Genomic DNA, 22,631 nt, shown 5'->3' on the forward strand with positions numbered 1-22,631 from the left:
CTGCTGTTAGATGAAGATATTGGCTGAGAAAAGAGGGGTAAGCCTTGGATATTAATAAAACGGAAACCCTGAAGCGCATTATTTCTGAGGGAAGTTCTTACCAATCACTGTTTTTTAACCATCCGGATGCCATTTATGTAATGGACATCCATGGAAACTATATTGATGCTAATCCCTCGGTAGAGCGGATATCTGGGTATACACTGGATGACTTGATTCGTATGAATCAGAGTGAGATCTGTCCTCCGGACAGTGAAAATTCACGCAAACAATACATTAAAGAGGTACTGGCTGGACGTTCAGTCAGTAATCCCATTACTTTTTATCATAAAGACGGTTCCCTGAAACACGCAGAAATAACGTATGTGCCTATAACGGAGGGAAAAGAAGTCGTAGGAATCTATGGCATTGCCAAAGATGTTACCGATATCCTGGAAGTGCAACGTGAGCTTAAGGAGGCACAGGAGAAATATCAGGTGCTGGCTGACCATGCACAAGATCTGATTACCACTTGTGCTACGGATGGCGAGTTGTTATACGTCTCCCCTTCCGTGTACACCCTACTGGGTTATAAGCCGGATGAAGTCATAGGAAAGTCCTTCAAGGATTATTGTTATCCGGGAGATTATCCGGACCCTATGGATCTTTCCAAGATCGGCAATGGCTGCAAGATGCGTGTGTTGCACAAGAAGGGACATTATATCTGGATGGAGACATTGGCGAAGCCTGTGGTTGGAGAGCGTGGCAAGAGTGTCCAGATTGTAAGCATCAGCAGGGATATTACCCAGCATAAGGATGCGGACAGACGTCTTCGAGAAAGTCGTCAGCGATACAGATCGTTGTTCGAATATAACCCGGCAGCTGTTTATTCATTGAATCTGGAAGGTAAATACAGCGCAGTGAACAGCAAACTGGTGCAAATGCTGGATATTCCGCGCAATAAGCTGATTGGCCAATCTTTTTTATCTAATCTGGATAAATGCGAAGTTCAATATGGCAAACATTATTTTGACATGGTGAAGCAAGGCGAACCGCAATATTATGAGACCCGAGTCGTTAATTCAAGTGGTCGGAAGATTGAAGTATCTGTTACGAATGTGCCCATTATTGTGGATAAGGAAATGGTGGGCGTCTATGGGATCGTGTCCGATATTACCGAGCGCAAGGAATACACGGAACGGATTCAGGAGCTCAGCAAGCAACATGAGCTAATTCTCAACACGGTTACGGAAGGAATATTTGGTTTGGATGCGGATGGAATCACCATGTTTATGAATCCAGCAGCAGCTTCGATGTTCGGTTATGAGGCGCAAGAATTCATTGGCAAAAACTCACATCCTATCATCCATCACACCCGTGCAGACGGAAGTCATTTGCCACAAGAAGAGTGCCCGATCCACATGACTGTGTTGGATGGACAGAGACGTTCAATCAAGGAAGATGTATTCTGGCGTAAAGATGGCAGCAGCTTTCTGGTGCAGTATCAGGTGACGCCGATTATTGAACAGGGACAGATTCAGGGCGCGGTGGTTGTATTTAATGATGTGACTGGCGAACGTGAAATTGTACGTGCCAAAGAAACAGCTGAGCTGGCGGCTCAGGCCAAGTCAGAATTTCTGTCAATGGTTAGCCATGAGATCCGGACACCGATGAACGGGATCGTGGGGATGACAGAATTGTTGATCGGTACCGATTTATCGGAAGAACAGCGTGAATATGCCGAGATTATTCGAGACAGCGGTGATGCTCTGCTGAACATCCTTAATGATATTTTGGACTTCAGTAAGCTGGAATCCGGGAAAATGGCACTGGCTTATGAACCATTTGCATTACGCAAGATGCTGGAACAGGTTGCCGAACTGTTTAAACCGCGTGCAGATGAGAAACATCTGGAGATCAGATATCGCCTCAATCCGAGCATCCCTGAGTTCATGGTTGGTGACGCCATACGTATCCGGCAGATTCTGGTGAACTTGGTTGGTAATGCGCTCAAGTTCACAGATCAGGGAAGCATTGATGTTGCCGTGGATATTATCAAGGGCAGAAAGCCTGAAGACAGCGTTCTTGATTTTGCGGTGCAAGATACGGGAATTGGCATCCCGGCTGACAAGCTGGATCAGTTGTTTCAGTCCTTCTCTCAACTACATCCGGTGATTAACCGGAAATATGGTGGTACCGGACTGGGACTGGTCATTTCCAAGCGACTCGTGGAGATCATGGGAGGCAGCATCAGTGTCGAGAGTATAGAAGGCGAAGGCTCAACCTTCCGGTTTGCTGTTCCTGCGGCGAGTGTAGATGCTTCAGCAGAACAGACAGCAAGTCAGTTCCATCATGATCGTACACGTCAGAGTGATAAGGTTGCCATGCGTATTCTGGTGGCGGAGGATCATCCGGTAAACCGGAAGATTTTGCGAGAATATCTGGAGAAGCTTGGATACCAGGCAGATGTGTGCACTAATGGCGTGGAGGCGATTGATGCCATCTCTCAGAATGCTTATGATATTGTCCTGATGGATATTCATATGCCTGTGATGGATGGACTGAAGGCGACAGACCTGTTACACCGCCTAATTCCACAGGATCGCATACCTCCAATTATCGCAGTTACAGGCAATACCAAACGTGAAGATAAGGAAGCTTGTCTGGAGATTGGAATGCGTGACTTTATTAGCAAACCGGTTATGCTGAGTGAGTTGAAGCGGGTGTTACAGCAATGGGGGCCAAGGGACGAACCTCAGCTTGCACCAAATTGAACAACTACTCAAATCAATTATGAATTTGATTCATCTGGCTGTGAAAATAATAAACGCAAACACGCCAATAATCCTCCACTGATGGAGTGTTATTGGCGTGTTTGCGTGGACAGGCTTTTGAAGTTGAGCTGAAGCGTATGCAGTGATCTGTATACGAATGAGTTATGCCAATGTCAGGCGATTAATGTTACCAGATAATATTTCACAGGAGCTGTTGAATTTCTCACGTTCCGTTGCATCCAGATGCAATTCGATAATCTCTTGAATACCATTACCACCGATGATTGCAGGAACACCAACGCAGACGTTGTGCTGCTCATACTCTCCGTCCAGAATAGCCGATACGGCGATGATCTTGTGTTCATCATTGAGGATGGAACGGGTGATATGCGCGAGGGCATTACCGATTCCGAATTGGGTAGAACCTTTACGGGTAAAGATCTCCCAGCCAGCATCCTTTGTTTTGCGCGCAATATCGTCCAGATCCAGATGTTTGAAACGCTCCTTGTGCTGATCCATGATGTGCATAATCGGTTTGCCGCCGATGGTCACATGTGACCAGGCCACGAACTGGGATTCTCCGTGCTCTCCGAGAGCATAACCATGCACACTGCGTGGATCAATGGAGAAGACTTCAGACAGCAGCGTTTTAAGCCTTGAAGAGTCAATGGATGTTCCTGTGCCGATGACATGCTCACGCGGAAGACCAGATAATTTCCATACCATATAAGTTACTATGTCAACCGGATTGGCAGCGACGACAAAAATCCCGTTAAATCCACTGTTCATGATCGGGATCACGATGTCTTTGGCAATCGATTCCGCTTCCTCCAGAATATCCAGTCGTGTCTGTCCTGGCTTGGGATTCGCCCCGGCAGTTAAGATAATAACATCCATATTGCCACAATCGGCGTACGTGCCTGCATATACCTTGGTGCGGTTATGTGTAAAGTCCATACAATGGGAGAAATCCAGTGCCTGCGCTACAGCACGGTCATACGTCCGGTCCACCATCATAATTTCCCTGCATATCGATTGATTAATCATGGAATACGCACAACTCGAACCGACAAGACCCGCCCCGATCACCGCTACTTTTCCTGATTTGCCTAACACTGCCGTTCAGCCCCCATTTAGATTGATATTTATTCGTCACTTACGCGTCCTATGTTAAGTATAGTCCTTTATTTTATGCTGGAATGCACTTCTACGTTACATAAGATAACACATGGAAAAGCTGTGCAGCAATGATATCCGCTATCGCGGGAGCGTATTGGAGTAACGGAGTTAACAAAATTGACATGAATAATTCATAAACATAAGATTTGACGGCGTTTGCACCTGTGTCATTCGACATGACAGCATTCATGCTCGTTGTCGGATTGGGGGTTATTTATGCAGATTATATACCTGACAAAACTTCTTAGGAATCCGCAGAAACAGAACAAAACCGCCAAAGGGATCTGCCGAGGAGCTGACGAATACATACGGACAAGCAAAAGATAAGCATACTTGATCCATGAGACAGATTGCCCCGATCCGATGATGGTTCCAAAAAGGAACGCTGAAGCCATAATGTTTTTATCCAAGAATCAATTTCATAACTCAATAAAGTTATATGAAGTTGATTCCCAAAAGACTTCATTCCGGGAGGGAATTAATGATGATTGAAGAAGCAGGAGCAACGACGGAAACGGCCAAGAGCCTGGGCATAGGTGCCAGTACTCTTCGTAAATATGCGGCGGCACTGGAAGAACAGGGATACCGGTTCGAACGGTCCGCCAACAAATCCAGACTATTCAAATCCGACGACATCGAGTGCATTGAACGCCTGATGACCGAACTCAGAGAGCATAATCTACCTCTGGCTGATGCTGTGGTGACTGTATTGGCTCCAGAAGTACCTGTAGCTGTAGTTGAAGTAGATGTTCCGGTGGTGGGAATTGAAGGTCTGTCAGAGTCGGAATGTGCAGCGACAGTCATGCCATCCGTATTCCCTGAAGAACCTGAAATAATGGGTAATCTGAGATCCTATGAAGGTCTGGGGCAACTTGTAAGTGAGGTGACTTATGGTGCTGTAGAACAACAGCAGGATGATCGGGTACAGCTGCTGCAACAGCGGGTCGATGAACTGGAGCTGACCCTTCAGCATCTGGCGGAGACACATATGGCGCTCCAGGAACAGATGGAGAAACAACGCGTGTGGATGAATGAGAAGCTGGAGGAAGAGCGGGATCGTGAACTGGTGACCAACTTGCGCAGCTTCCAGGGAAGAAAACGCAAACCAAAAGGAGTATCCCTGCGTATGTTGTTCGGGTTCCTGCCGAAGAAGCATAAGGAAGCTTGAATGACAGGCTCTTGCTCATCGTGATTTTGCATTATGGGCCTGATATAATAAGCTCCATACAACATGAAGACTGGCAACGGACTGCTCAGTATAGATAAAGACTGAGTGGATCAGGAAGCTGGCGTGGGAGGATCTGTGGAGCTGCGACGAAGTTGGCAAAGATTGCTTGGACTATGGACGGATCGTCCTCGGCGGGAAGGCACGACCATTGCTGAGCGTTATACAATACAGGAACTGCTGGGTATGGGGAGCTATGGGCTGACATACCTGTGTACAGATGACCAGAATGGCAGGGAAGTGGCGTTGAAGGAGTCCAAGCCTAGCAAGGGAAGACTCTCTGCGAAGCTGTTGGAGAGGGAGGCGGACGTGATGAACCGTCTGCATCATCCGGCGATCCCTGATCTATTGGATGTGTTCACATCCGGGAGACGAAGTTATATCGTTACCGAGTATATTCGTGGACAGACGCTGGAAGATTGCATATTTGAGCAAGGTCTTCGATATACGGAGCGGGAATGTCTGGAATTGGCAGGTCAACTGCTGGCTCCGGTGGCTCATGTGCATGAGCAGGGATATATTCATGGAGATGTGCGGATTCCCAATGTTATTTTACGTGAAGGGACGGTACATCTGATTGACTTTGGCCTGGCGAGACGCTTGGGGGAGCCGTTGTTGCCAGAGTTAAAGCGACGTATGCGTGAAGTCCCTGAGCCTGAAGATGAACCGGCTACACCGGATCATGATCTGCAGGATATCGGCCACTTTCTTCTCTTTATGCTGTATTCGGCTTATGAGCCAGAGAAGGGCCGTGAACCCGCCAGCTGGCAGGAGGAACTCAAGCTTACGCCGGAATTACACCAGATGTTGGAACGACTCCTTGGACTCCGTCCAGGTTATGAGGGTGGGGCGAGGGAGTTACAGGCAGTTATGGAAAATGTGTTGCTGAAATTACCATGAAATAAGCTCTGTAGGCGGGCCTATATTTGTTATCCGTGACCTCTTCGTATGATATCTGTAGGGGTCTTTTTCCTTTTTGCTATATAGAAACAATAAAGGGGTGTTCTGTTAGCCGTGTGTATGGCTAGCGAACCCCCCTTTATTACATATTCATTTATTGTAGCGTCTAATAAGCTGGCACGATCATTGCTCTTTAAAAGCAGTCGTGAGAGCAGCTTAGCTGGAGCTGTATTTTCTGCTTTTGTAATACCCGGAGCCACTGCGGCTGTCCCGGTATTTCACATCCGAAGAAGAATAGCGCTTGTAGGAACGCTTGCCTGAGGAACTGCTGTGACGTTTATATGAGCGCCTGTCCGAGGAGCTGTAACGTTTGCGGTGAGATGAAGATTTGGAATCAATAAGTTTGCCGATAATCTTTTTGAACATGAGCTTTCACCCTTTCGACTTCAACTGTTTTAAGCATATACGTGGCTAGATCAGAAGGGGTTTCGATTTTTTCATGGATAATTGTATTCATTGGACAGGAGCTTGGCGTATAATAGGATGTTGCTGATTGTACGGAATTTTTTATTTTGAGCGTTTAGCGTTACAATAGAGGACAGGATAAGATTTTAACGGACAGGAGTAGTTATTATGATTACATTGAAGACCAAAGAACAGATTGAATATATGAAAAAAGCCGGAGAAATTCTCGCCGCATGCCATAGAGAAATTGCAAAGATGATTCGTCCAGGCATTACGACACAGGAGATCGACCAGTTTGCAGAAGCTTTTATGAAGAAAAATGGCGCTACGCCGGAACAAAAGGGATATAACGGATACCAATATGCGACATGTGCGTCGGTTAATGATGTGATCTGTCACGGGTTTCCGGGAAAATATGCACTGAAAGACGGCGATATCGTTACAATCGACATGGTGGTTAATCTGAATGGCTGGTTGGCCGATTCGGCCTGGTCTTATGCTGTAGGTGAAGTGACTCCGGAAGCACAACATCTGCTGGATGTAACCAAAAACTCTCTCTACAAAGGCATTGAACTTGCCGTGGTGGGCAACCGGATCGGGGATATCTCCAATGCGATTCAAGTGTATGCAGAAGGTGAAGGCCTATCGGTTGTGCGTGAGTTTATCGGACACGGCATTGGTGAGAAGATGCATGAGGAACCACAAGTCCCTCACTACGGTCCGCCTCATCGGGGTCCGCGTCTCAAGGAAGGCATGGTTATTACGATCGAACCGATGCTGAATATTGGTACGTTCCGAAGTAAGCTGGATTCAGATGGATGGACTGCTCGTACTTTGGATGGAAGTCTGTCTGCCCAGTATGAACATACGATTGCGATTACGGCGGATGGTCCAGTGATTTTGACAGCACAATAATAGCCAAAAGCAGCTACAATGTGACGATATTTGCATATTTCAAGGCGGCCCACGTTTGTGAACCGCCTGTTTCGGTTTAAACTATTAAGAAGTGATAACACAGAGCCAGTGGTAAGTGATCTCAGCTGACAAGGGTTAACCTTGCGTCCACTTGGCAACAAGGAGGTAATTTTGGTGTCTTTAAATAAACAGATCGTACTTGCTTCTCGTCCCGAAGGTGCCCCATCCAGAGAGAATTTCAAATTCATTGATGCACCTCTTCCTGAACCGGAAGCTGGGCAAGTCCTGGTACGTACATTATATTTGTCGGTTGATCCATACATGCGGGGCCGCATGAAAGATACAAAATCCTATGCTGCACCGTACGCGTTAAATGAAGTGATTAAGGGTGGAGCCATTGGACAGGTTGTGGAATCTTCGGAACCGAATCTGCGCAAAGGTGACCTCGTATCCGGTATGTGGGGCTGGCAGCAATATGCCGCAGTGAATACGGCTGATCTTTCGCTAATTGATACCGAAGAAGCACCAATCACGGCTTATCTGGGTGCGCTGGGCCTGACGGGTCTGACGGCTTATTTTGGTATGGAGGATATCGGCAAACCGAAGGACGGCGAAACGGTTGTTGTATCGGGAGCAGCCGGAGCGGTAGGCATGATTGCTGGTCAGATTGGTAAAATTGTGGGAGCACGTGTGGTTGGTATTGCAGGCTCTGATGAGAAATGCGCTTATTTGAAAGAGAAGCTGGGCTTCGACGTGGTGTTGAACTACAAGAAGGAGCAGGATATGTCAGCGGCCATTGAACGGGCTTGCCCGGATGGTGTAGATGTCTACTTTGACAATGTGGGCGGTGACATCTCGGATGCAGTCTTGCGCCACATCAATCGGAATGCACGTATTCCGTTATGCGGTCAGATCTCATCCTATAATCTGGAGAAACCGGATATCGGGATGCGCCCACAGACGTTGCTGTTAACAAATACAGCATTAATGAAAGGTTTCCTGCTGGGTGACTATACGAAATCCTTCAAAGAAGGCCGCGCCAAGTTGGCGAAATGGATCAAGGAAGGTCATATCCAGTATGAAGAAAACATTGTGGATGGGTTCGAACAGACGCCGGAAGCATTCATGGGCCTCTTCTCGGGAGATAATCTGGGCAAGCAGCTGGTTAAGGTTGCAGATCCTGAATAGATATTGAATGGTTTACATGTACTATTAGTTTGAAAACGAAAAGACACGTTCTGCACACCGAGGGTGCTGCAGAACGTGTCTTTTTATCTGTAAATCTGTGCGTGGTCTATGTAGGGTGACTAGTGTTCGGCGACCAGCACTTCTTTGTAGTGTTTGTACATATATACACGCCAGCGTACAATCATGCCAAAAGCCAGCAGGAAGAACAATCCGCCCGTTTGCGGGATGCTTACATATCGCTGAATGACTTCATGCAGGATCAGACGTACGGCCAGCAATCCAAGCAAGATAAAAGCAAAGCTACGAGAACGTGTGGCAAAAATTTCTTCGCCTACTCGTTCAAACCGTGTACTGCGAATGAGGGGATAGGAGAAGAGGAACCAGCCCACCAGAAACGCAATGAATGCCCAGAGTAGAGGAATATGAGTTTCCGGTACAACAAACATAAGAAATCCTGTGCTCATGCCGAGCGGAGGAATAAGGATTTTGCGAATGGTCACCGGTCTGTGACTGGCTTTCATGCGGATGAAGATGGCAAGCAGTGCCATGACGAGCATGCCCACGGTTGCTCCGATTTGCAGGTAGTACGGACTGATTTGAGCCACGTAGAACTCCCTCTTTCTGGAATAATATGTTATCCGGAGATCCGGAACTCAGTACGAATTGCCGGAATTTTCAGTTCCTATTATATCACAAACGTAGAAAGCCGATAGAAAGCTTAGTGTATCATATACCCGATATGTATTCACAGGGTGTATTTGAAAATTTTGTATTATTGTGCCCGTTGTAAGGCCGTTTATTCGATTAAGGGGAAATCATGCAATGATTGGACAACAATGGATGTATTTCAAGCTTATAGGCTCACATCATAGAGGGTGGCTTGTGGGTAATACAGATTGGTTAGTACATGTGGTCAGCCTTGTATGTGCAAGTGTACTGGCTTTTTTGCTGATTATCTACGGTTACATCTTATGGATGAAATATAGCAGTAGGCGCAGGGAAAAGGTTAAGACGGTACTGATGCAGGAATTAATTTCTGAAGATTCGGTGCTACAGCGGTATCTGGGCCAAGGAGAAGTAAAAGTAGACTTATTGAATATGAGTGGAGATCAACAGAGTGTTTTGCAGCAGCTGTTATTGCAACGGCTCACTCAAGGTCCGGTAGAGCACGAGACTCTGCGAATTCGTCTGTTATCCTGGCAAGTCTTTGGAAGTTCATACCGGTCGGTTTTGAAGACGGGAAAGTGGAGTGAACGGGTCAACACGTTGTTATATATTGAACAGTTTCATATGGTGGAGCTCCTGCCCAGGTTAGAGGATATGCTAAGGGTTACCTCCTGTACGCCGCTTGAACGCTTCATCATTTTGCGCATATATGCCAGAACCGGTTATTTCAGAATCGTGAAGGAATTGTTGCGTGAGCAATATGTATGGTCCGATTCGCAGTATCTGCAGATTCTGCTGTTGCTTACCGATTCATCCTGGACTCGTCTTAAGGATCATTTCAAGGAGGTACCTTATCAGGTCCAGTCTAATATCGTACATGCCATTCGTATTCGGGATGACCAGACGGAGGGTGCTGTTGTTCTACTGGAGAAGCTTATTCTTGGAGAGGATGCATTGCTGCGTACCTACGCTTATCAGGCATTGGCTCAAGTGGGCAGAGGTCGCGAAGAGTTGCTGAAGGGGCTATTGCTGGTATGGAACGAATCTGGCGAGGAAAGGCAACGCTCTGAAAGACTAACAGTGACCCAGCTTATGGGCACTGTTCATGCGGATGCTTTTATTCCTAGACTGAAGGTAATGATGGGTGATCCTTCTTTTCAGATCAGACAGGAAGCGGCGAACTCCCTTGCCCGGTACGAGCAGGGACTTGAAGAACTCCGGGATACGGCTGTAAACCATCCGGATAGATATGCAAGGCAGATAGCGGAAGAAACGCTGGAAAGGATGCAGTATGGACGAAAGATGGATTGAGATGCTGCGGAGTTTTGTTTTGGCATGTTACGAGGGTATATTTATCTATCTGGTGCTTGCGATTTTGACGTGCAGTGTTCTGGTAGTTGCTGCCGCTCGCACATTGATCCCGAGAAGGGATCTGGACCCGCTGCAATATCACGAGATGTTGGATGAAGAATTGGCTCCGGCGGTATCCCTGCTTGTCCCCATGCGTAATAGCGAGAATACGATCGTACAGCGAATTAATTGTCTGCTGGATATTCAGTATTCACGCTATGAAGTGATTATCATTAATGATGGATCAGAGGATGGAACAATGCCACAGTTAATAGAAACCTATGATCTGATGCCGATTCGGAGTAAAGTTCATTACTCGGGACTCGGTCAGGAGACGGCTCAGATTAAATGTGTCTACCAATCCAGGCTGCATCATCGTCTGATTGTGATCGACAAGGCGTATGGAGGACGAATGGACTCCTTGAATGCAGGTCTGAATATCTCGCAATATCCTTATATCGCCTCAGTTGGACCCCGGACATTTCTGGAACGGGATGCATTGGTGAAGATTATGAAACCCGTTATGGATGCTCTCCCAGGAGAAGAGGTCGTTGCTTGTAGTGGACGAGTAGATCTCATGGCCCCCAGAAATACGGATCAAACGGATTCAGCCGACAACAGCACAAAACTTACGGGCAGTACGTTGTATGTTATGCAGACCATTGAATACTTGCGTGCTTTTCTGATTAGCGGCGTGGGACTCGTTCGTTATAATATTAATGTGCTTTTATTTACAGCAGAAGTATTCGGTGTATTCAAAAAGAACCGGGTGATGGAAGTTGGGGGTTACAAGAGCGATGACCAGGTTGCTCACATGGAACTGGTAATGCGGTTACAGAAACATATGAAGCAGATCCGGGAACCTGGCCGTATTATATATATTCCCGATCCGATCTGCAGGGTAGAAGTACCTGGTACATGGCGTAAGCTGTGCAGACAGCGTATCGGTTGGCACATGCAGCTTGCAAGCAGTCTATGGACTCAGCGGAGCATGATCTTCAATCCGGCCTATGGCTGGATGGGGATGGTATCCATCCCGTATTTTATTTTGATCGAATTGCTGGGACCTGTGATGGAACTGGGAGCGATTTTGCTGTTCATCTCAGGCATAGGGCTACAATTGGTGGATATCAACCTATGCATCATTCTCGCTCTACTGCTGACGCTCTATGGTTCACTGTTGTCCGCAGGTATGTTAATGTTCGAGGTATGGTGTTCACGCAAAGCGTACACGTCCAGAGAGGTGACGCGTCTGTTATTGTATGCTTGTTCGGAGACGTTCTGGTTCAGACCACTGAATAACATATCCCGTATATATGGCATGTTTCAGGCTATGGGATTGCGGAAGGCAGAGGAAAAGGACAGCAGACATGGATTAGGGTAATCTAACGACCGATCCTGACAATACCTTGGAACAGAGCAAGGAGGAATACGCTTCATGAAAAAAAGTTACAGGCCAGCCACGATGTGGACGCTGGCTTGTTTTACAGTGGTATCAGTGGTGCTGGTTGTCCCCTGGATTATGTGGCAATCCCAGGCCCCGGTTCCACTGAACATCATGATTATTGACAAGAGCAGACCAGACTTATCCTATCAGGGGCACAAGGGGTTGGTTTGGCTTCTGAATCAACAGAAGATTGTACAGCACACAGGGGAATACTACTCGTATGAAGAGGATTATTACGGCTATGATCTTCAGGACGGGCTTCCACGGATGAAACAACTGCTGCCTGATGAGGTGACGGATACGGATCTGATCTATCTGACGGCGAATCGGAGTAGTCTGTCTGCACACAAGAATGAACGGAAGCAAGACGAAATTTATGAAGGATTAACGATATATGATGTGCAGAAGATCCGTGAGGCTGCTTATAAAGGGGTAACGGTTGTCGCCGAATATAGTGCATTGGCAAATACGGCTTCGAAAATGACCAGAGAGCAGCTGTATCCCATTTTGGGAGTGAACAGCAGTGGATGGCAGGGGAAATCGGTATCTAATCTGCAAAGTATGGAAGAAGTCCCCCGGTGGGTTCGGGCGAATTATGAGCAGCGGGAGAAGAAGAAATGGTCTTATCACGGAGCGGGTATGCTGCTGATCCATATGGATGGACAGGTCATGGTACTGGAGAAAGGTCCGGATGTGAAGACAGGCAATATACAGATTGCATTTACACCGGCAGGCAGCGATTGGAGCGGTATAACCCAGGATATACATTACAATGGCTGGTTCGATATCATTGTCCCGCAACAGCAGAATTCCATACTGGCCTGGTATAAGACGGATCTGACGGGGACAGGCGAGCAGAAGCTGGTGGATGCAGGAATTCCCGCGGAATTTGCTGCACTTGTCCGATATGACGACTATAATCGGTCGTATTACATGGCAGGGTCATTCGGAGAGATGAAGCATTATTCCTTCTGGCGCCGAATCCGGGGTTGGGAGGTCGTCAGGTCCAAGCTTACGCCAGATCAGAAAGATGTTCCGGACATGTTCTACTGGAAGGTGTATGTGCCCGTGATGAAGCATATTTTGAATGAAGTGCAGGATGGACGGCAACAATGGCCATAGGGTGAGTGTAAAGAAAAACGTTCGGATGGAGAGCAGGTAGTGAAAGGCCGTTGTTCTGGAGTGAGGACCGGGGATGTACATATTAGAGAAGCGCGTAGATGTGAGGGGCAGAAGTTTTGAGCGGAGCACGATATGTATCAGGCGGAAATTAAATTGCAATGTGTAATGCGATGCCGCTATGGCATCATGAACTGAAGTAACATATGTAGCAGACTCTAACGAACTTAGCACGTCTTATTCGGCCTGATTTGCTACGTTGGTAGATCTAACGAATCACAGACACGTTAAATGATGGAATATGCTCATTTTGCCTGTCCCACTGCCAGTTTTCTGCGAAATAGGGTGTGTGGGGTTCGTTAGATTTTTCTATCCGCTCTAATTGGCGTTATAGCGTGTCCTGGGTTCGTTAGATTTTGGCAAGAAGGTGGAACAGCAACGTAAAAAGGACTGCAGCGAATCTGCAGTCCTTTTTTATGATACAACCCGTGCGTACTAGTTTTCGTGAAGATGCCGGAGTCCGTGCAGAAATGCGGATACGGTCAGACGCAGACTTTCGTCCGGATCAAAGTCCATGCCGAAGCCGCCTTGTGCCTCAATGGAGGCAAATCCATGGCAGAGGCTTCGCAAACCACGAACGGCGTGTAATGCTTCCGCTTCGGTTAGCGGGTAGGGCTGCAAGCTGCGCAGCAGCAACTCCAGCGTGGCTGTGCTGGCCGCGGCAAGCTGTGGCTCCTCGCGGTCCGGGGCATGGAATGAGGCTTCGTACAGCCCGGGGTGCTCGCGGACGAAGCCAATGTATGCCGCAGCGATGGCCTGGATGGCATCATCGCCAGTGCGGTCAGCAGTAGCCGCGGTTAATGCGCGGCTGAGCTGTTGTACGGACATCAGCGCCATTTCCTGGCGAAGCCCGGGAAGTCCGCTGATGTGGTTGTAGAGCGACGGCGAGCGCACATCCAGCCGCTGGGCGAGTGCGGCCAGTGTCAGCGCCTGAAAGCCGTCGCTGTCAGCAAGCTGGGCTGCAGCGCTGAGCAGAGCGCCGCGATCCAGCCCTTGCCGGGGGCTCATCGTTGCCCCCCGGCAAGATCGAACCGCTGCTGTGCATCAGCGGTTGCCGCGCGCATGGCGCCCGCGGGCTGGCGTTGCATCCGTCCGTGGCCTACAGCCAGCACGGACGGTTCCAGCTCCGCCAGGCGCTTCGCGCTGGCCAGAGCCGCTTCGCGGTTCCACGTTGCCAGCGCGGGGAACGGGAAGAGCGGGCGCACGCGGCCGGATACGGCAAGGCCGCCGTGCAGCTGGTACGCGTCGCCAGCGATGAGCACGCGGTTGCGCGTATCCATGAAGGACATATGTCCCGGCGTATGTCCTGGTGAGGCAATGGCGACCAGTGAACCAATCTGGTCACCGTCATCCAGCAAGTGGTTTGGCTGGGTGCGCACCGCTTTGGGCTTGGGCACGCCGCCGCGTACCGGGGTTTGAGGCTCACCGGGAAGAAGGGAAGTATCACCCGCCAATAGCCGTGCATCCCGTCTGGAGATGAAGACCTCAGCTTGGGGTAGTGCCTCTTTGAGACGATCCAATGCACCAATATGGTCGCTATGAGCGTGAGTCAGAATGATCTTGGTAATGGGTTTTCCAAGGGACTGGGCAGTTGCCAAAATCCCCTTAAAACTGAATGGTATTCCGGCATCAATCAGGGTTAATCCATCTTCCTCTTCAACCAGATATACGTTCACAGGGAAGAGTCTTGGAAAAAACGTAACTTGAACGACATCAAACTCTCGGGTAATGCGCATCGATAAACCCTCCTTAAAACTAATGATATTAGTATAATAACTAATGGCATTAGTTTTAGCAATACTTGTTGTTCATTTTATTCAAATAAAAAAAAATTGAAATAATGATTCACTTTACAAAAAAAGCGTTTTCAAATTGGAGATTACCGATTATAATAATCACGTAAGCCCTTTCATATGTCTATCTTATTGGAGCCCTTCGCGTAGCGGAAGGCTCACTTTTTTTGTCTTTTTTAGATTAGAATGAAGACGGGATGTTAATCCCAGCTTAATTGTGTTGATGAGCTGTAAGTATTGGTATAACAGGAAAAATCACGTTTGATCTCCATCCTGGTTGAAAGTTGACAAACATAACTGTTATTCATATAATGACAGTTATACTTACCTTGGGTTGGAGTTCATCGGTGTTGTAAGCCGGGAAGGAGTAAGTTATGAACAGCGAATTTACCATAGCGGTGCATTGTCTTGTTTTTCTGTCGATGAGAGATGAGTGTATGGCCAATAGTGAAGATTTGTCCCAGAGTGTGGGTACACACCCGGCCAGAGTCCGTAAGGTACTTAGTGTTCTGCGCAAGCATGGTTACCTGACGACCAAGGAAGGTGCTCATGGTGGGTACTTGCTTAGCCGTCCAAGTGAAGAGATCAAGCTTGGAGAATTGTACAGACTGGTAGCTGGTGGCTCACTCGGTCCCAATTGGTGCTCAGGGGAGTCCGGTTCATCGTGCGTGGTATCTTCCAATATGCAGGATGTGATGGGGAACATATATAACGGAGGCGAAGAGGCGCTCAGCGCTTATTTTGACCGTATATCGATTCAGGATGTGAAAGAGCGTATAGGTCATGGGGAAGCGATAAACTTGTCGCTGAATGGATTGCCTGCAAAGGAGAAGTCCTGACGGAGTCCACAACGAATGGTCCTTCATGACATGGCCTTGGTTTAGTCAGGCATGGTGGACAAGTTATGGCATTGGCGTGTGCTCCGGTGAAAGATCCATTGATGTTCTCAGGCGATTCCGGGCATAACGTGAACACAGATGGGGAGAGATCGTCTGCGCTGATGTTATTTTCGGAAGGCAAATCCTTGGTAGAGTAAACTTCGAGATCACCTTGCGGAAGTAAAAGTAGAATAAACAAATTAGATTCTGGGGAGTGGAACACATGTCAGGCATTGAAAAAAATGAAACACTTCGCGTCATTAGCGAACGCCATGCTGTCAAAAAGTACGAAAAAGGGTTTGAATTGCCTGAAGCTGATCTCAATGCGATTCTGACAGCAGCTGCGGAAGCACCATCTTCATGGAACCTGCAACACTGGAGATTCCTCGTGATTGAATCCGAAGCAGACAAAGCGAAATTGCTGCCAGTTGCTTACGGTCAAAGTCAGATCGTGGAAAGTTCGGTTACGATTGCTGTTCTCGGAGATTTGGAAGCAAACCGTAACACGGTAATCTACGATCAAGCTGTTGAAGCAGGCGCACTGACTGCTGAGGTTCGTGACGCATTGGTTGGACAGATCAACGGTGCTTACCAAAGCCCGCAAATCGCTCGTGATGAAGCGATCCGCAATGCATCCTTTGCTTCCCAAAATATTATGCTTGCTGCACGCTCCCTGGGTTACGATACATGTCCAATCGGTGGATATAATCCACAAAAACTGATCGAAACATTCAACATTCCTGCACGATTTGTGCCAACGTTGTTGATCACTGTAGGTAAAGCGGCACAGCCAGCTCGCCCGTCAGGACGTTTGCCGTTGTCTGAGGTTGTTGTTAAAGGTTCTTTCTAAGTTAGAAAGTTAAATCTGATGATTTTGCATCAGTGATATAAGTATAATACAAACAGCCGTACTTTCCTGTTGAGGGAAAGTGCGGCTGTTTGGCATATTGGGGTTGTATGGAAAAGTCCAAACTCACTTTAGTGGTGACTCCAATAGATCAGATTCCACACTAAAGTGAGTTCGTAGCTTCCAACATGAAATGATTACTTCTCAGGTGTTTCCGGGATTTGTGGTGCATGGAACGATTCCATGTACTCGATTGCGTTATACATCATCACTGCTGCTTCGGCACGGGTAATCGTTTGTTTGGGATTGAAGTTTCCGTCGGCATCCAGTTCATTGATTTTGAGAACAAGTGAACGCTGAATGGCACCTTGATACTCTGGCGTAAGTTCCTGTTCGTCGGTAATGTCCACAGGTTTGATATTAATCATTGGCAGACCGCCTTTGGCCTCGATGCCTTGCATCAGGAACAGTGTGAATTGTTCACGAGTAAGCGGTTTGGACGGATCGATACCCTGTGACATCTGAATGCCATTATATTGCGCGCGGATAAATGCATCACTGTACCATACGCCATCTTTTACAGCAGAGAAGTAGTCACTTGGTACCGGCATTTTGATAAAACGAATCGTGTCCAGATTCAGATTCAGGCCGTCCGCAATCAGTTGAATGCCCTGAGCGGTATTTAACTCCAGTTCAGGTTTGAACAAGCTGTCACTCACGCCTTTGATGAATCCATCTTTATGGAGAGATTCGATTTTGTCAGCTCCTGCGATACCTTGAATATCCGTGAATTGGGCCTGCGCCGCGTTGATCGGTCCTGCACTTAGAGACAGCGTGAGCAGAGCTCCCGCAGTTAATGTAGCAAGTATATTTTTTTTCATGATAGGTTCGCCTCACTTTTCCAGGGATGATCCCTTTATATAAAAGTTATTTGCCCCTATAGACGACCCTTCTGTTCAAAAGGTTGCTGCAATTTTCCAACTGAAATTCATAATCATTTAGAAAGGGCTAAGTGAAGGCACTGCATCTATCCTTTGGATTTATTTCGATAATCCGTGGGTGAACGTCCCATCATTTTGCTGAACAGACGGGAGAAGTAGTACGGGTCTTTGAATCCAAGCTCGGAGCTGATCTGCTTCACGGTCCAATCGGTAAAATCCAGATAGCGGCAGGAATGCTGAATCTTCAGCCGCAGAAAATAATCGATGGGCGAATGCCCAGTAGCTTGCTTGAATAACTGAGAGTAATGAGGGACAGACAGCCGCGCATGAGCCGCCAGTTCCTTGAGGGTGATTCCATTCTCCAGGTGCTCCAGCATATATTGAACGGATTGTTCAGCCGCACGTTTGCTGCTCACGATCCCGCCATCCGTTCCGGTTGTCTCCGGTCCATAAGCGAGCATGCCAAGCATATAGCCAATAATCTGGGAGGCATACGTCATCGTCTGCATGGAGTAACCTGTCTCTAACGCGCCGTAACATTCATGGAACAGCTCAAGCCATTTTTGAGCCTTGGCCGGTGGCATGGTAGTGATATGATGGGTTAACAATGGTTCTATGTAGGTTAAAGCGTGTTCCCCGCGCAGATGTATCCAGAAGATGCTCCATGGTTCAGCTGTGTTGGCTCCGTACACATGAGGAACGTGTGCAGGCAATATGACGAGGTTTCCCGGTCGGACATCATATGTCTTGCTACCATCCATCGTATACCAGCCTGTGCCTTGGGCACAGTACATCAGAATGTGTGACTCACAACCATCGGGACGGTCACGGTAATGATGCTCCGCTTCGTGAAAGTAACCGATATCGGTAACGTAGAGTCCAGACGTGACCGGATAAGCTGCGGTTTCTTGCAGCAGTGAGTCTGGAAGCACAATGAGTTTTTGCATACGAAATCCGTCAGATTTACGCTGTAGGGGTGGTCTGTTGTTAGGTCTCATACTTTGTATTATGGTGAGAGGGGATAAGGGAGTCAATGCCAGATATGAGAGCGCTCACCGGGGGGTGTTCTCAATATAGAAAGCCACGTTACAGGAAGTGAAGCAGTTGCCCGTGAATTGGGTAAGTACATACCAGTGGAAAGAATCAGACCAATGAATATATAGGATAAGGGAGAGATTAGATATGGAACCAGTCACAACTCAGGAAACACTTTTCTATACAGGTACGTATGCGTCAGCGGATGAACCAGGAATATTCCTATGTGCGTTGAATGCGGATTCAGGAGAGATGCGGATCGTCAATCACATGGATGGCGTGGATAATCCGTCTTATCTGGCGCTATGCCCGGATGGAAACTGTCTGTATGTGGCGAGTGAGACGGACGAGGGAGAGGTGTTGGTCTATCGTAGAGATGCAGCAACGAGTGAGCTGCACCTGATGGATCGAAAACAGACCAGAGGGGCTTCTCCATGTTATGTGTCTGTCTCCACGGATGGTCAGTGGGTGTTCTCATCCAACTATAGCAGCGGCAGTGTCAATGTATTCCCGGTTGGCGATCAGGGGACGCTTGGTGAGATGAGTGCATGGGTGGAGCACACGGGAAGTGGAATCAACGAAGAACGGCAGGAAGGGCCGCATGCACACTCCATTCAGCCAGATCCGTCCGGGCAGTATGCTGTCGTATGTGACCTCGGTCTGGATCAGATCATTGTGTATCGGTTGGAAGAGGGACGTCTGGTAACCCATCGTGAGATGGATCAGCCACCAGGCGCAGGGCCAAGGCATCTGGTGTTCCATCCCAACTCGAAGTGGGCATATGTAATCAACGAGTTGAACAACACCGTTACGGCATTCCTATATGATGAGCGCAGAGGAGAGTTCACTACGGTGCAGCACATCTCCACACTTCCAGAAGGGCACAAAGGAGAGGGGACGGCTGCAGACATCCGTATATCTCCATGTGGACGTTTCCTGTATGCATCCAATCGGGGAGATGACAGCATCGTCCTTTATCATATTGACCAGGAGAGCGGCGAGTTGGAAGCTGTAGAGTGGACGTCTACGATTGGGCAGACACCGCGTAACTTTAATATTTTGCCAGGTGGGATTCTGGTCGTGGCAAATCAGGACAGTAATAACCTCGTAGGTTTCCAGATCAGTGAAGAAGACGGACGCCTGACGCATAACGGGTTCAAGCTGGAACTGCCTCGTCCGGTATGTATTGCGCCTGTGGTATAAAAGTTGTAATACCGTGAAGAGAACGTGAAATACTACATCTAAAAAGTGGTCTAATAAGCTGTGAAATCATGGAGAAACACATGGTTTTACAGCTTTTTTAGGCTTTTTATGCGAACATGGGAATCGTCCCATATCCGTGAGTCAGTTGATTGCGATTCCAGTTGACTGAAGCAATTCGAAGAATGGACAACGGCTAACCGAAGGAGAAATCCTTCGGCTTTTTTATGTACCAACCATTCATTTACTAAATTAGACCTATAGATGGAATTATATGTTTAATTTAAAATGAGTATATTAAAGCGCTTACATAAAAAGATGGCGCTACAAGGGCATCGGGCTTACCAAACCAATTGGGGAGGCAATTGTTTATGGGGAATCGATCATCATTGTGGAAGCGCACATTACGTACAGCGGGAGTATCCCTGCTGAGTTCCGCGCTACTGGTTACTTCGTTTGGTCTTGGCAACACGTCGGTAACACATGCAGCAGGTGCAAGACAGATGGAATATCTGGATCGTGGTGTGGTGGCTGTGAAGACCGGGACAGGTGTGTTTGTCAGCTGGCGGCTTCTGGGAACGGAAGGATCGAATGTATCGTTTAATGTCTATCGGGATGGAACCAAGGTGAACGCTACGCCTATAACAAACAGCACCAACCTTCAGGATGCAAGCGGGACAAGCAGTTCCAAATACACGGTTCGCGCTGTAGTGAGTGGAGCGGAGCAGGCTGCTTCAGCGGCAGCGAGCGTGTGGGGCAACAACTATTTGTCTGTTCCTCTTAGTGTACCCGCTGGTGGGACAACGCCTGATGGAGTAGCCTACACCTACAGTGCCAACGATGCCAGTGCAGGTGACCTGGATGGTGATGGTGAGTATGAATTGATTGTGAAGTGGGACCCTTCCAACTCCAAGGATAACTCCCAGAGCGGTTATACCGGGGAAGTGTTTATCGATGCCTACAAATTAAACGGAACACGCCTCTGGCGAATTAGTTTGGGCAAAAATATCCGTGCTGGCGCTCACTACACCCAATTCATGGTGTATGATCTCGACGGTGATGGCAAAGCCGAAGTTGCGATGAAAACGGCAGATGGCACCAAGGATGGCACCGGCGTGGTCATCGGGGATGCAAGCAAGGATTACCGCAATTCCAGCGGTTATGTGTTGTCTGGTCCCGAATTCCTGACGGTTTTCAATGGGCAGACTGGCAAAGCTTTATCCACGGTGAACTACGAACCGGCGCGTGGCAATGTGTCCGACTGGGGAGATAACTACGGCAATAGAGTGGACCGATTCCTTGCCGCCATTGCGTATCTGGATGGAGAGCGCCCAAGCCTGGTCATGGCGCGTGGATACTACACCCGTACCGTACTGGTAGCTTATAACTGGCGGAATGGACAGCTGACCAAACAATGGACATTTGATTCCAATACGTCCGGTAACTCAGGTTATGCCGGGCAGGGTAATCATAATCTGAGTGTGGCGGACGTAGACGGAGATGGGAAAGACGAGATCGTTTATGGTGCCATGGCGGTGGATGACAACGGCAAAGGATTGTACACAACAGGACTTCATCATGGCGATGCCATGCATCTGAGTGACCTCGACCCGGACCGCCCTGGACTTGAGGTATTTCAGGTTCATGAGACACCGTCCAATGCCGGAGTAGAATTCCGTGATGCAGGTACAGGCCAATTAATCTGGGGAGTCAAAACAACAAAGGATATTGGACGCGGCATGGCGGCAGATATCGATCCAAGATATAAAGGCGCTGAAGTATGGGCAGACGGCAGTCTGTATACAGCCAAAGGGCAGAAACTCGGGACAACCCTGCCGTCCTCCACGAATTTTGGCATCTGGTGGGATGGGGATCTGCTCCGTGAACTGCTGGACAGCAACCGAATCGATAAGTGGAACTATGCCAATAACACAACGGTGAATCTGCTCACCGCTTCCGGCGTATCTTCGAACAATGGAACCAAGTCTACGCCGAATCTGCAGGCCGATCTGTTCGGGGACTGGAGAGAAGAAGTGGTATGGCGGACGAATGACAGTTCTGCACTGCGGATCTATACCACAACAGCAATTACGGACAAACGCATCTACACGCTGATGCAAGATCCAGTGTACCGTCTTGGCATCGCTTGGCAAAATGTAGCCTACAATCAACCGCCGCACACCGGTTTTTATCTGGGAGAAGGCATGAGCACACCACCGGTGCCCAATATCCGGTATGCGGGCAGATGAGGAATGGACAAGGTGTGGCCGTCCAATTCCGTTCATGTTTACAATAGCCAGCGAAGCATGGGATTCGCTGAAGGGAACAACGGACGATGGTTCGTTGTTCCTCTTTTTTTTGCCAATGGTGCAGAAATACGGTAAAAATCGGAAAAAACGTTTGACAGGTATATAGACTGCCTTTATTATACGTATATAACTTACTAAACAGGTAGGAATAATAAAAATGGGTCTGTTTTCATTTTGAGAACGGTCATTTTACAGACAGATGCAACCATGCAACCTGAACAGAATAACGTTCTCACCGTATAGACGGAGGAACACCGCAGCGCATCCTTTCCGGATGAAGCATGCACGGCCTTAAGCCGGCATGACTTTATGGGGAGAAGTGCGCGGGGGTTCCTCCGTCTTCTTGTTTTTTTACGGGGCG

General features: G+C 48.1%; 20 protein-coding genes. 13 read left to right on the plus strand and 7 right to left on the minus strand.

Features of this window, described 5'->3' with window-relative positions:
- The first annotated feature begins 44 nt into the window (after nt 1–44).
- Nucleotides 45–2,753, plus strand: a complete 2,709-nt coding sequence (locus V6669_RS02520; protein ID WP_338590410.1) for a PAS domain S-box protein — start codon at nt 45–47, stop codon at nt 2,751–2,753.
- 162 nt (nt 2,754–2,915) lie between these two features.
- Here V6669_RS02520 and V6669_RS02525 read toward each other — a convergent pair whose 3' ends face one another.
- A complete protein-coding gene (locus V6669_RS02525) occupies nt 2,916–3,869 on the minus strand; it encodes an L-lactate dehydrogenase (protein ID WP_338590412.1) in 954 nt (317 codons plus the stop codon).
- Nucleotides 3,870–4,413: 544 nt separating this feature from the next.
- On the opposite strand from V6669_RS02525, the gene V6669_RS02530 reads away from it, so the two are divergent.
- Nucleotides 4,414–5,100, plus strand: a complete 687-nt coding sequence (locus tag V6669_RS02530) for a hypothetical protein (RefSeq protein WP_338590414.1) — start codon at nt 4,414–4,416, stop codon at nt 5,098–5,100.
- A gap of 135 nt (nt 5,101–5,235) precedes the next feature.
- Nucleotides 5,236–6,057 carry a protein kinase gene (locus V6669_RS02535; protein ID WP_338590416.1) on the plus strand — a complete coding sequence of 274 codons (822 nt, stop codon included), beginning with the start codon at nt 5,236–5,238 and terminating at the stop codon, nt 6,055–6,057.
- Nucleotides 6,058–6,273: 216 nt separating this feature from the next.
- Here V6669_RS02535 and V6669_RS02540 read toward each other — a convergent pair whose 3' ends face one another.
- Entirely contained in the window at nt 6,274–6,483 is a 210-nt protein-coding gene (locus V6669_RS02540) for a hypothetical protein (protein WP_017690946.1), read from the minus strand.
- 207 nt (nt 6,484–6,690) lie between these two features.
- Here V6669_RS02540 and map point away from each other — a divergent pair, with 207 nt between their 5' ends.
- Together map and V6669_RS02550 are read left to right on the plus strand one after the other, a co-directional pair.
- Entirely contained in the window at nt 6,691–7,437 is a 747-nt protein-coding gene (map, locus tag V6669_RS02545) for a type I methionyl aminopeptidase (RefSeq protein WP_211084250.1), read from the plus strand.
- Between the two features lie 174 nt (nt 7,438–7,611).
- Nucleotides 7,612–8,625, plus strand: a complete 1,014-nt coding sequence (locus V6669_RS02550) for an NADP-dependent oxidoreductase (RefSeq protein WP_036607487.1) — start codon at nt 7,612–7,614, stop codon at nt 8,623–8,625.
- 119 nt (nt 8,626–8,744) lie between these two features.
- Here V6669_RS02550 and V6669_RS02555 read toward each other — a convergent pair whose 3' ends face one another.
- Entirely contained in the window at nt 8,745–9,230 is a 486-nt protein-coding gene (locus tag V6669_RS02555) for a cytochrome c biogenesis protein CcdC (RefSeq protein WP_338590424.1), read from the minus strand.
- Nucleotides 9,231–9,447: 217 nt separating this feature from the next.
- Here V6669_RS02555 and V6669_RS02560 point away from each other — a divergent pair, with 217 nt between their 5' ends.
- From V6669_RS02560 to V6669_RS02570, 3 genes are read left to right on the plus strand one after another with little or no spacing between them, the layout of a single operon-like run.
- The gene (locus V6669_RS02560; RefSeq protein WP_338590426.1) at nt 9,448–10,602 is read left to right on the plus strand and encodes a HEAT repeat domain-containing protein; all 1,155 of its coding nucleotides are present in this window, start codon (nt 9,448–9,450) and stop codon (nt 10,600–10,602) included.
- Entirely contained in the window at nt 10,583–12,025 is a 1,443-nt protein-coding gene (locus V6669_RS02565; protein ID WP_338590428.1) for a glycosyltransferase family 2 protein, read from the plus strand. The genes V6669_RS02560 and V6669_RS02565 overlap by 20 nt, the downstream gene beginning before the upstream one ends.
- A gap of 54 nt (nt 12,026–12,079) precedes the next feature.
- Nucleotides 12,080–13,210: a hypothetical protein gene (locus V6669_RS02570; RefSeq protein ID WP_338590430.1), complete on the plus strand. Its 1,131-nt coding sequence runs from the start codon at nt 12,080–12,082 to the stop codon at nt 13,208–13,210.
- A gap of 492 nt (nt 13,211–13,702) precedes the next feature.
- Here V6669_RS02570 and V6669_RS02575 read toward each other — a convergent pair whose 3' ends face one another.
- Both V6669_RS02575 and V6669_RS02580 read right to left on the minus strand, forming a co-directional pair.
- The gene (locus V6669_RS02575; protein WP_338590432.1) at nt 13,703–14,275 is read right to left on the minus strand and encodes a TetR-like C-terminal domain-containing protein; all 573 of its coding nucleotides are present in this window, start codon (nt 14,273–14,275) and stop codon (nt 13,703–13,705) included.
- Complete coding sequence (locus V6669_RS02580; protein WP_338590434.1) at nt 14,272–15,003, minus strand: MBL fold metallo-hydrolase; 732 nt, start codon at nt 15,001–15,003, stop codon at nt 14,272–14,274. Before V6669_RS02580 ends, V6669_RS02575 begins: the two co-directional genes overlap by 4 nt.
- A gap of 431 nt (nt 15,004–15,434) precedes the next feature.
- Between V6669_RS02580 and V6669_RS02585 the strand changes: the two genes are divergently transcribed.
- The 3 genes from V6669_RS02585 to V6669_RS02595 all read left to right on the plus strand — a co-directional run bounded on the left by V6669_RS02585 (nt 15,435) and on the right by V6669_RS02595 (nt 16,788).
- Nucleotides 15,435–15,899: an Rrf2 family transcriptional regulator gene (locus V6669_RS02585; protein ID WP_338590436.1), complete on the plus strand. Its 465-nt coding sequence runs from the start codon at nt 15,435–15,437 to the stop codon at nt 15,897–15,899.
- Nucleotides 15,900–15,964: 65 nt separating this feature from the next.
- Complete coding sequence (locus V6669_RS02590) at nt 15,965–16,096, plus strand: hypothetical protein (RefSeq protein WP_268745231.1); 132 nt, start codon at nt 15,965–15,967, stop codon at nt 16,094–16,096.
- A 65-nt stretch (nt 16,097–16,161) separates the two neighbouring features.
- Nucleotides 16,162–16,788 (plus strand): nitroreductase family protein, encoded by a 627-nt coding sequence (locus tag V6669_RS02595; RefSeq protein WP_076215923.1) that lies wholly within the window; start codon nt 16,162–16,164, stop codon nt 16,786–16,788.
- A 194-nt stretch (nt 16,789–16,982) separates the two neighbouring features.
- Here the strand turns inward: V6669_RS02595 and V6669_RS02600 are convergent, their stop codons facing one another.
- Both V6669_RS02600 and V6669_RS02605 read right to left on the minus strand, forming a co-directional pair.
- The gene (locus V6669_RS02600; protein WP_282319572.1) at nt 16,983–17,666 is read right to left on the minus strand and encodes an S-layer homology domain-containing protein; all 684 of its coding nucleotides are present in this window, start codon (nt 17,664–17,666) and stop codon (nt 16,983–16,985) included.
- Between the two features lie 146 nt (nt 17,667–17,812).
- A complete protein-coding gene (locus V6669_RS02605; RefSeq protein WP_338590447.1) occupies nt 17,813–18,673 on the minus strand; it encodes an AraC family transcriptional regulator in 861 nt (286 codons plus the stop codon).
- A gap of 235 nt (nt 18,674–18,908) precedes the next feature.
- Here V6669_RS02605 and V6669_RS02610 point away from each other — a divergent pair, with 235 nt between their 5' ends.
- Together V6669_RS02610 and V6669_RS02615 are read left to right on the plus strand one after the other, a co-directional pair.
- Nucleotides 18,909–19,964 (plus strand): lactonase family protein, encoded by a 1,056-nt coding sequence (locus V6669_RS02610; protein WP_338590449.1) that lies wholly within the window; start codon nt 18,909–18,911, stop codon nt 19,962–19,964.
- A 500-nt stretch (nt 19,965–20,464) separates the two neighbouring features.
- A complete protein-coding gene (locus V6669_RS02615) occupies nt 20,465–22,210 on the plus strand; it encodes a rhamnogalacturonan lyase (protein ID WP_338594820.1) in 1,746 nt (581 codons plus the stop codon).
- The last annotated feature ends 421 nt before the right edge of the window (nt 22,211–22,631 follow it).

The sequence above is a fragment of the Paenibacillus sp. Y5S-9 genome (assembly GCF_036894235.1).
Lineage (GTDB): Bacteria > Bacillota > Bacilli > Paenibacillales > Paenibacillaceae > Paenibacillus.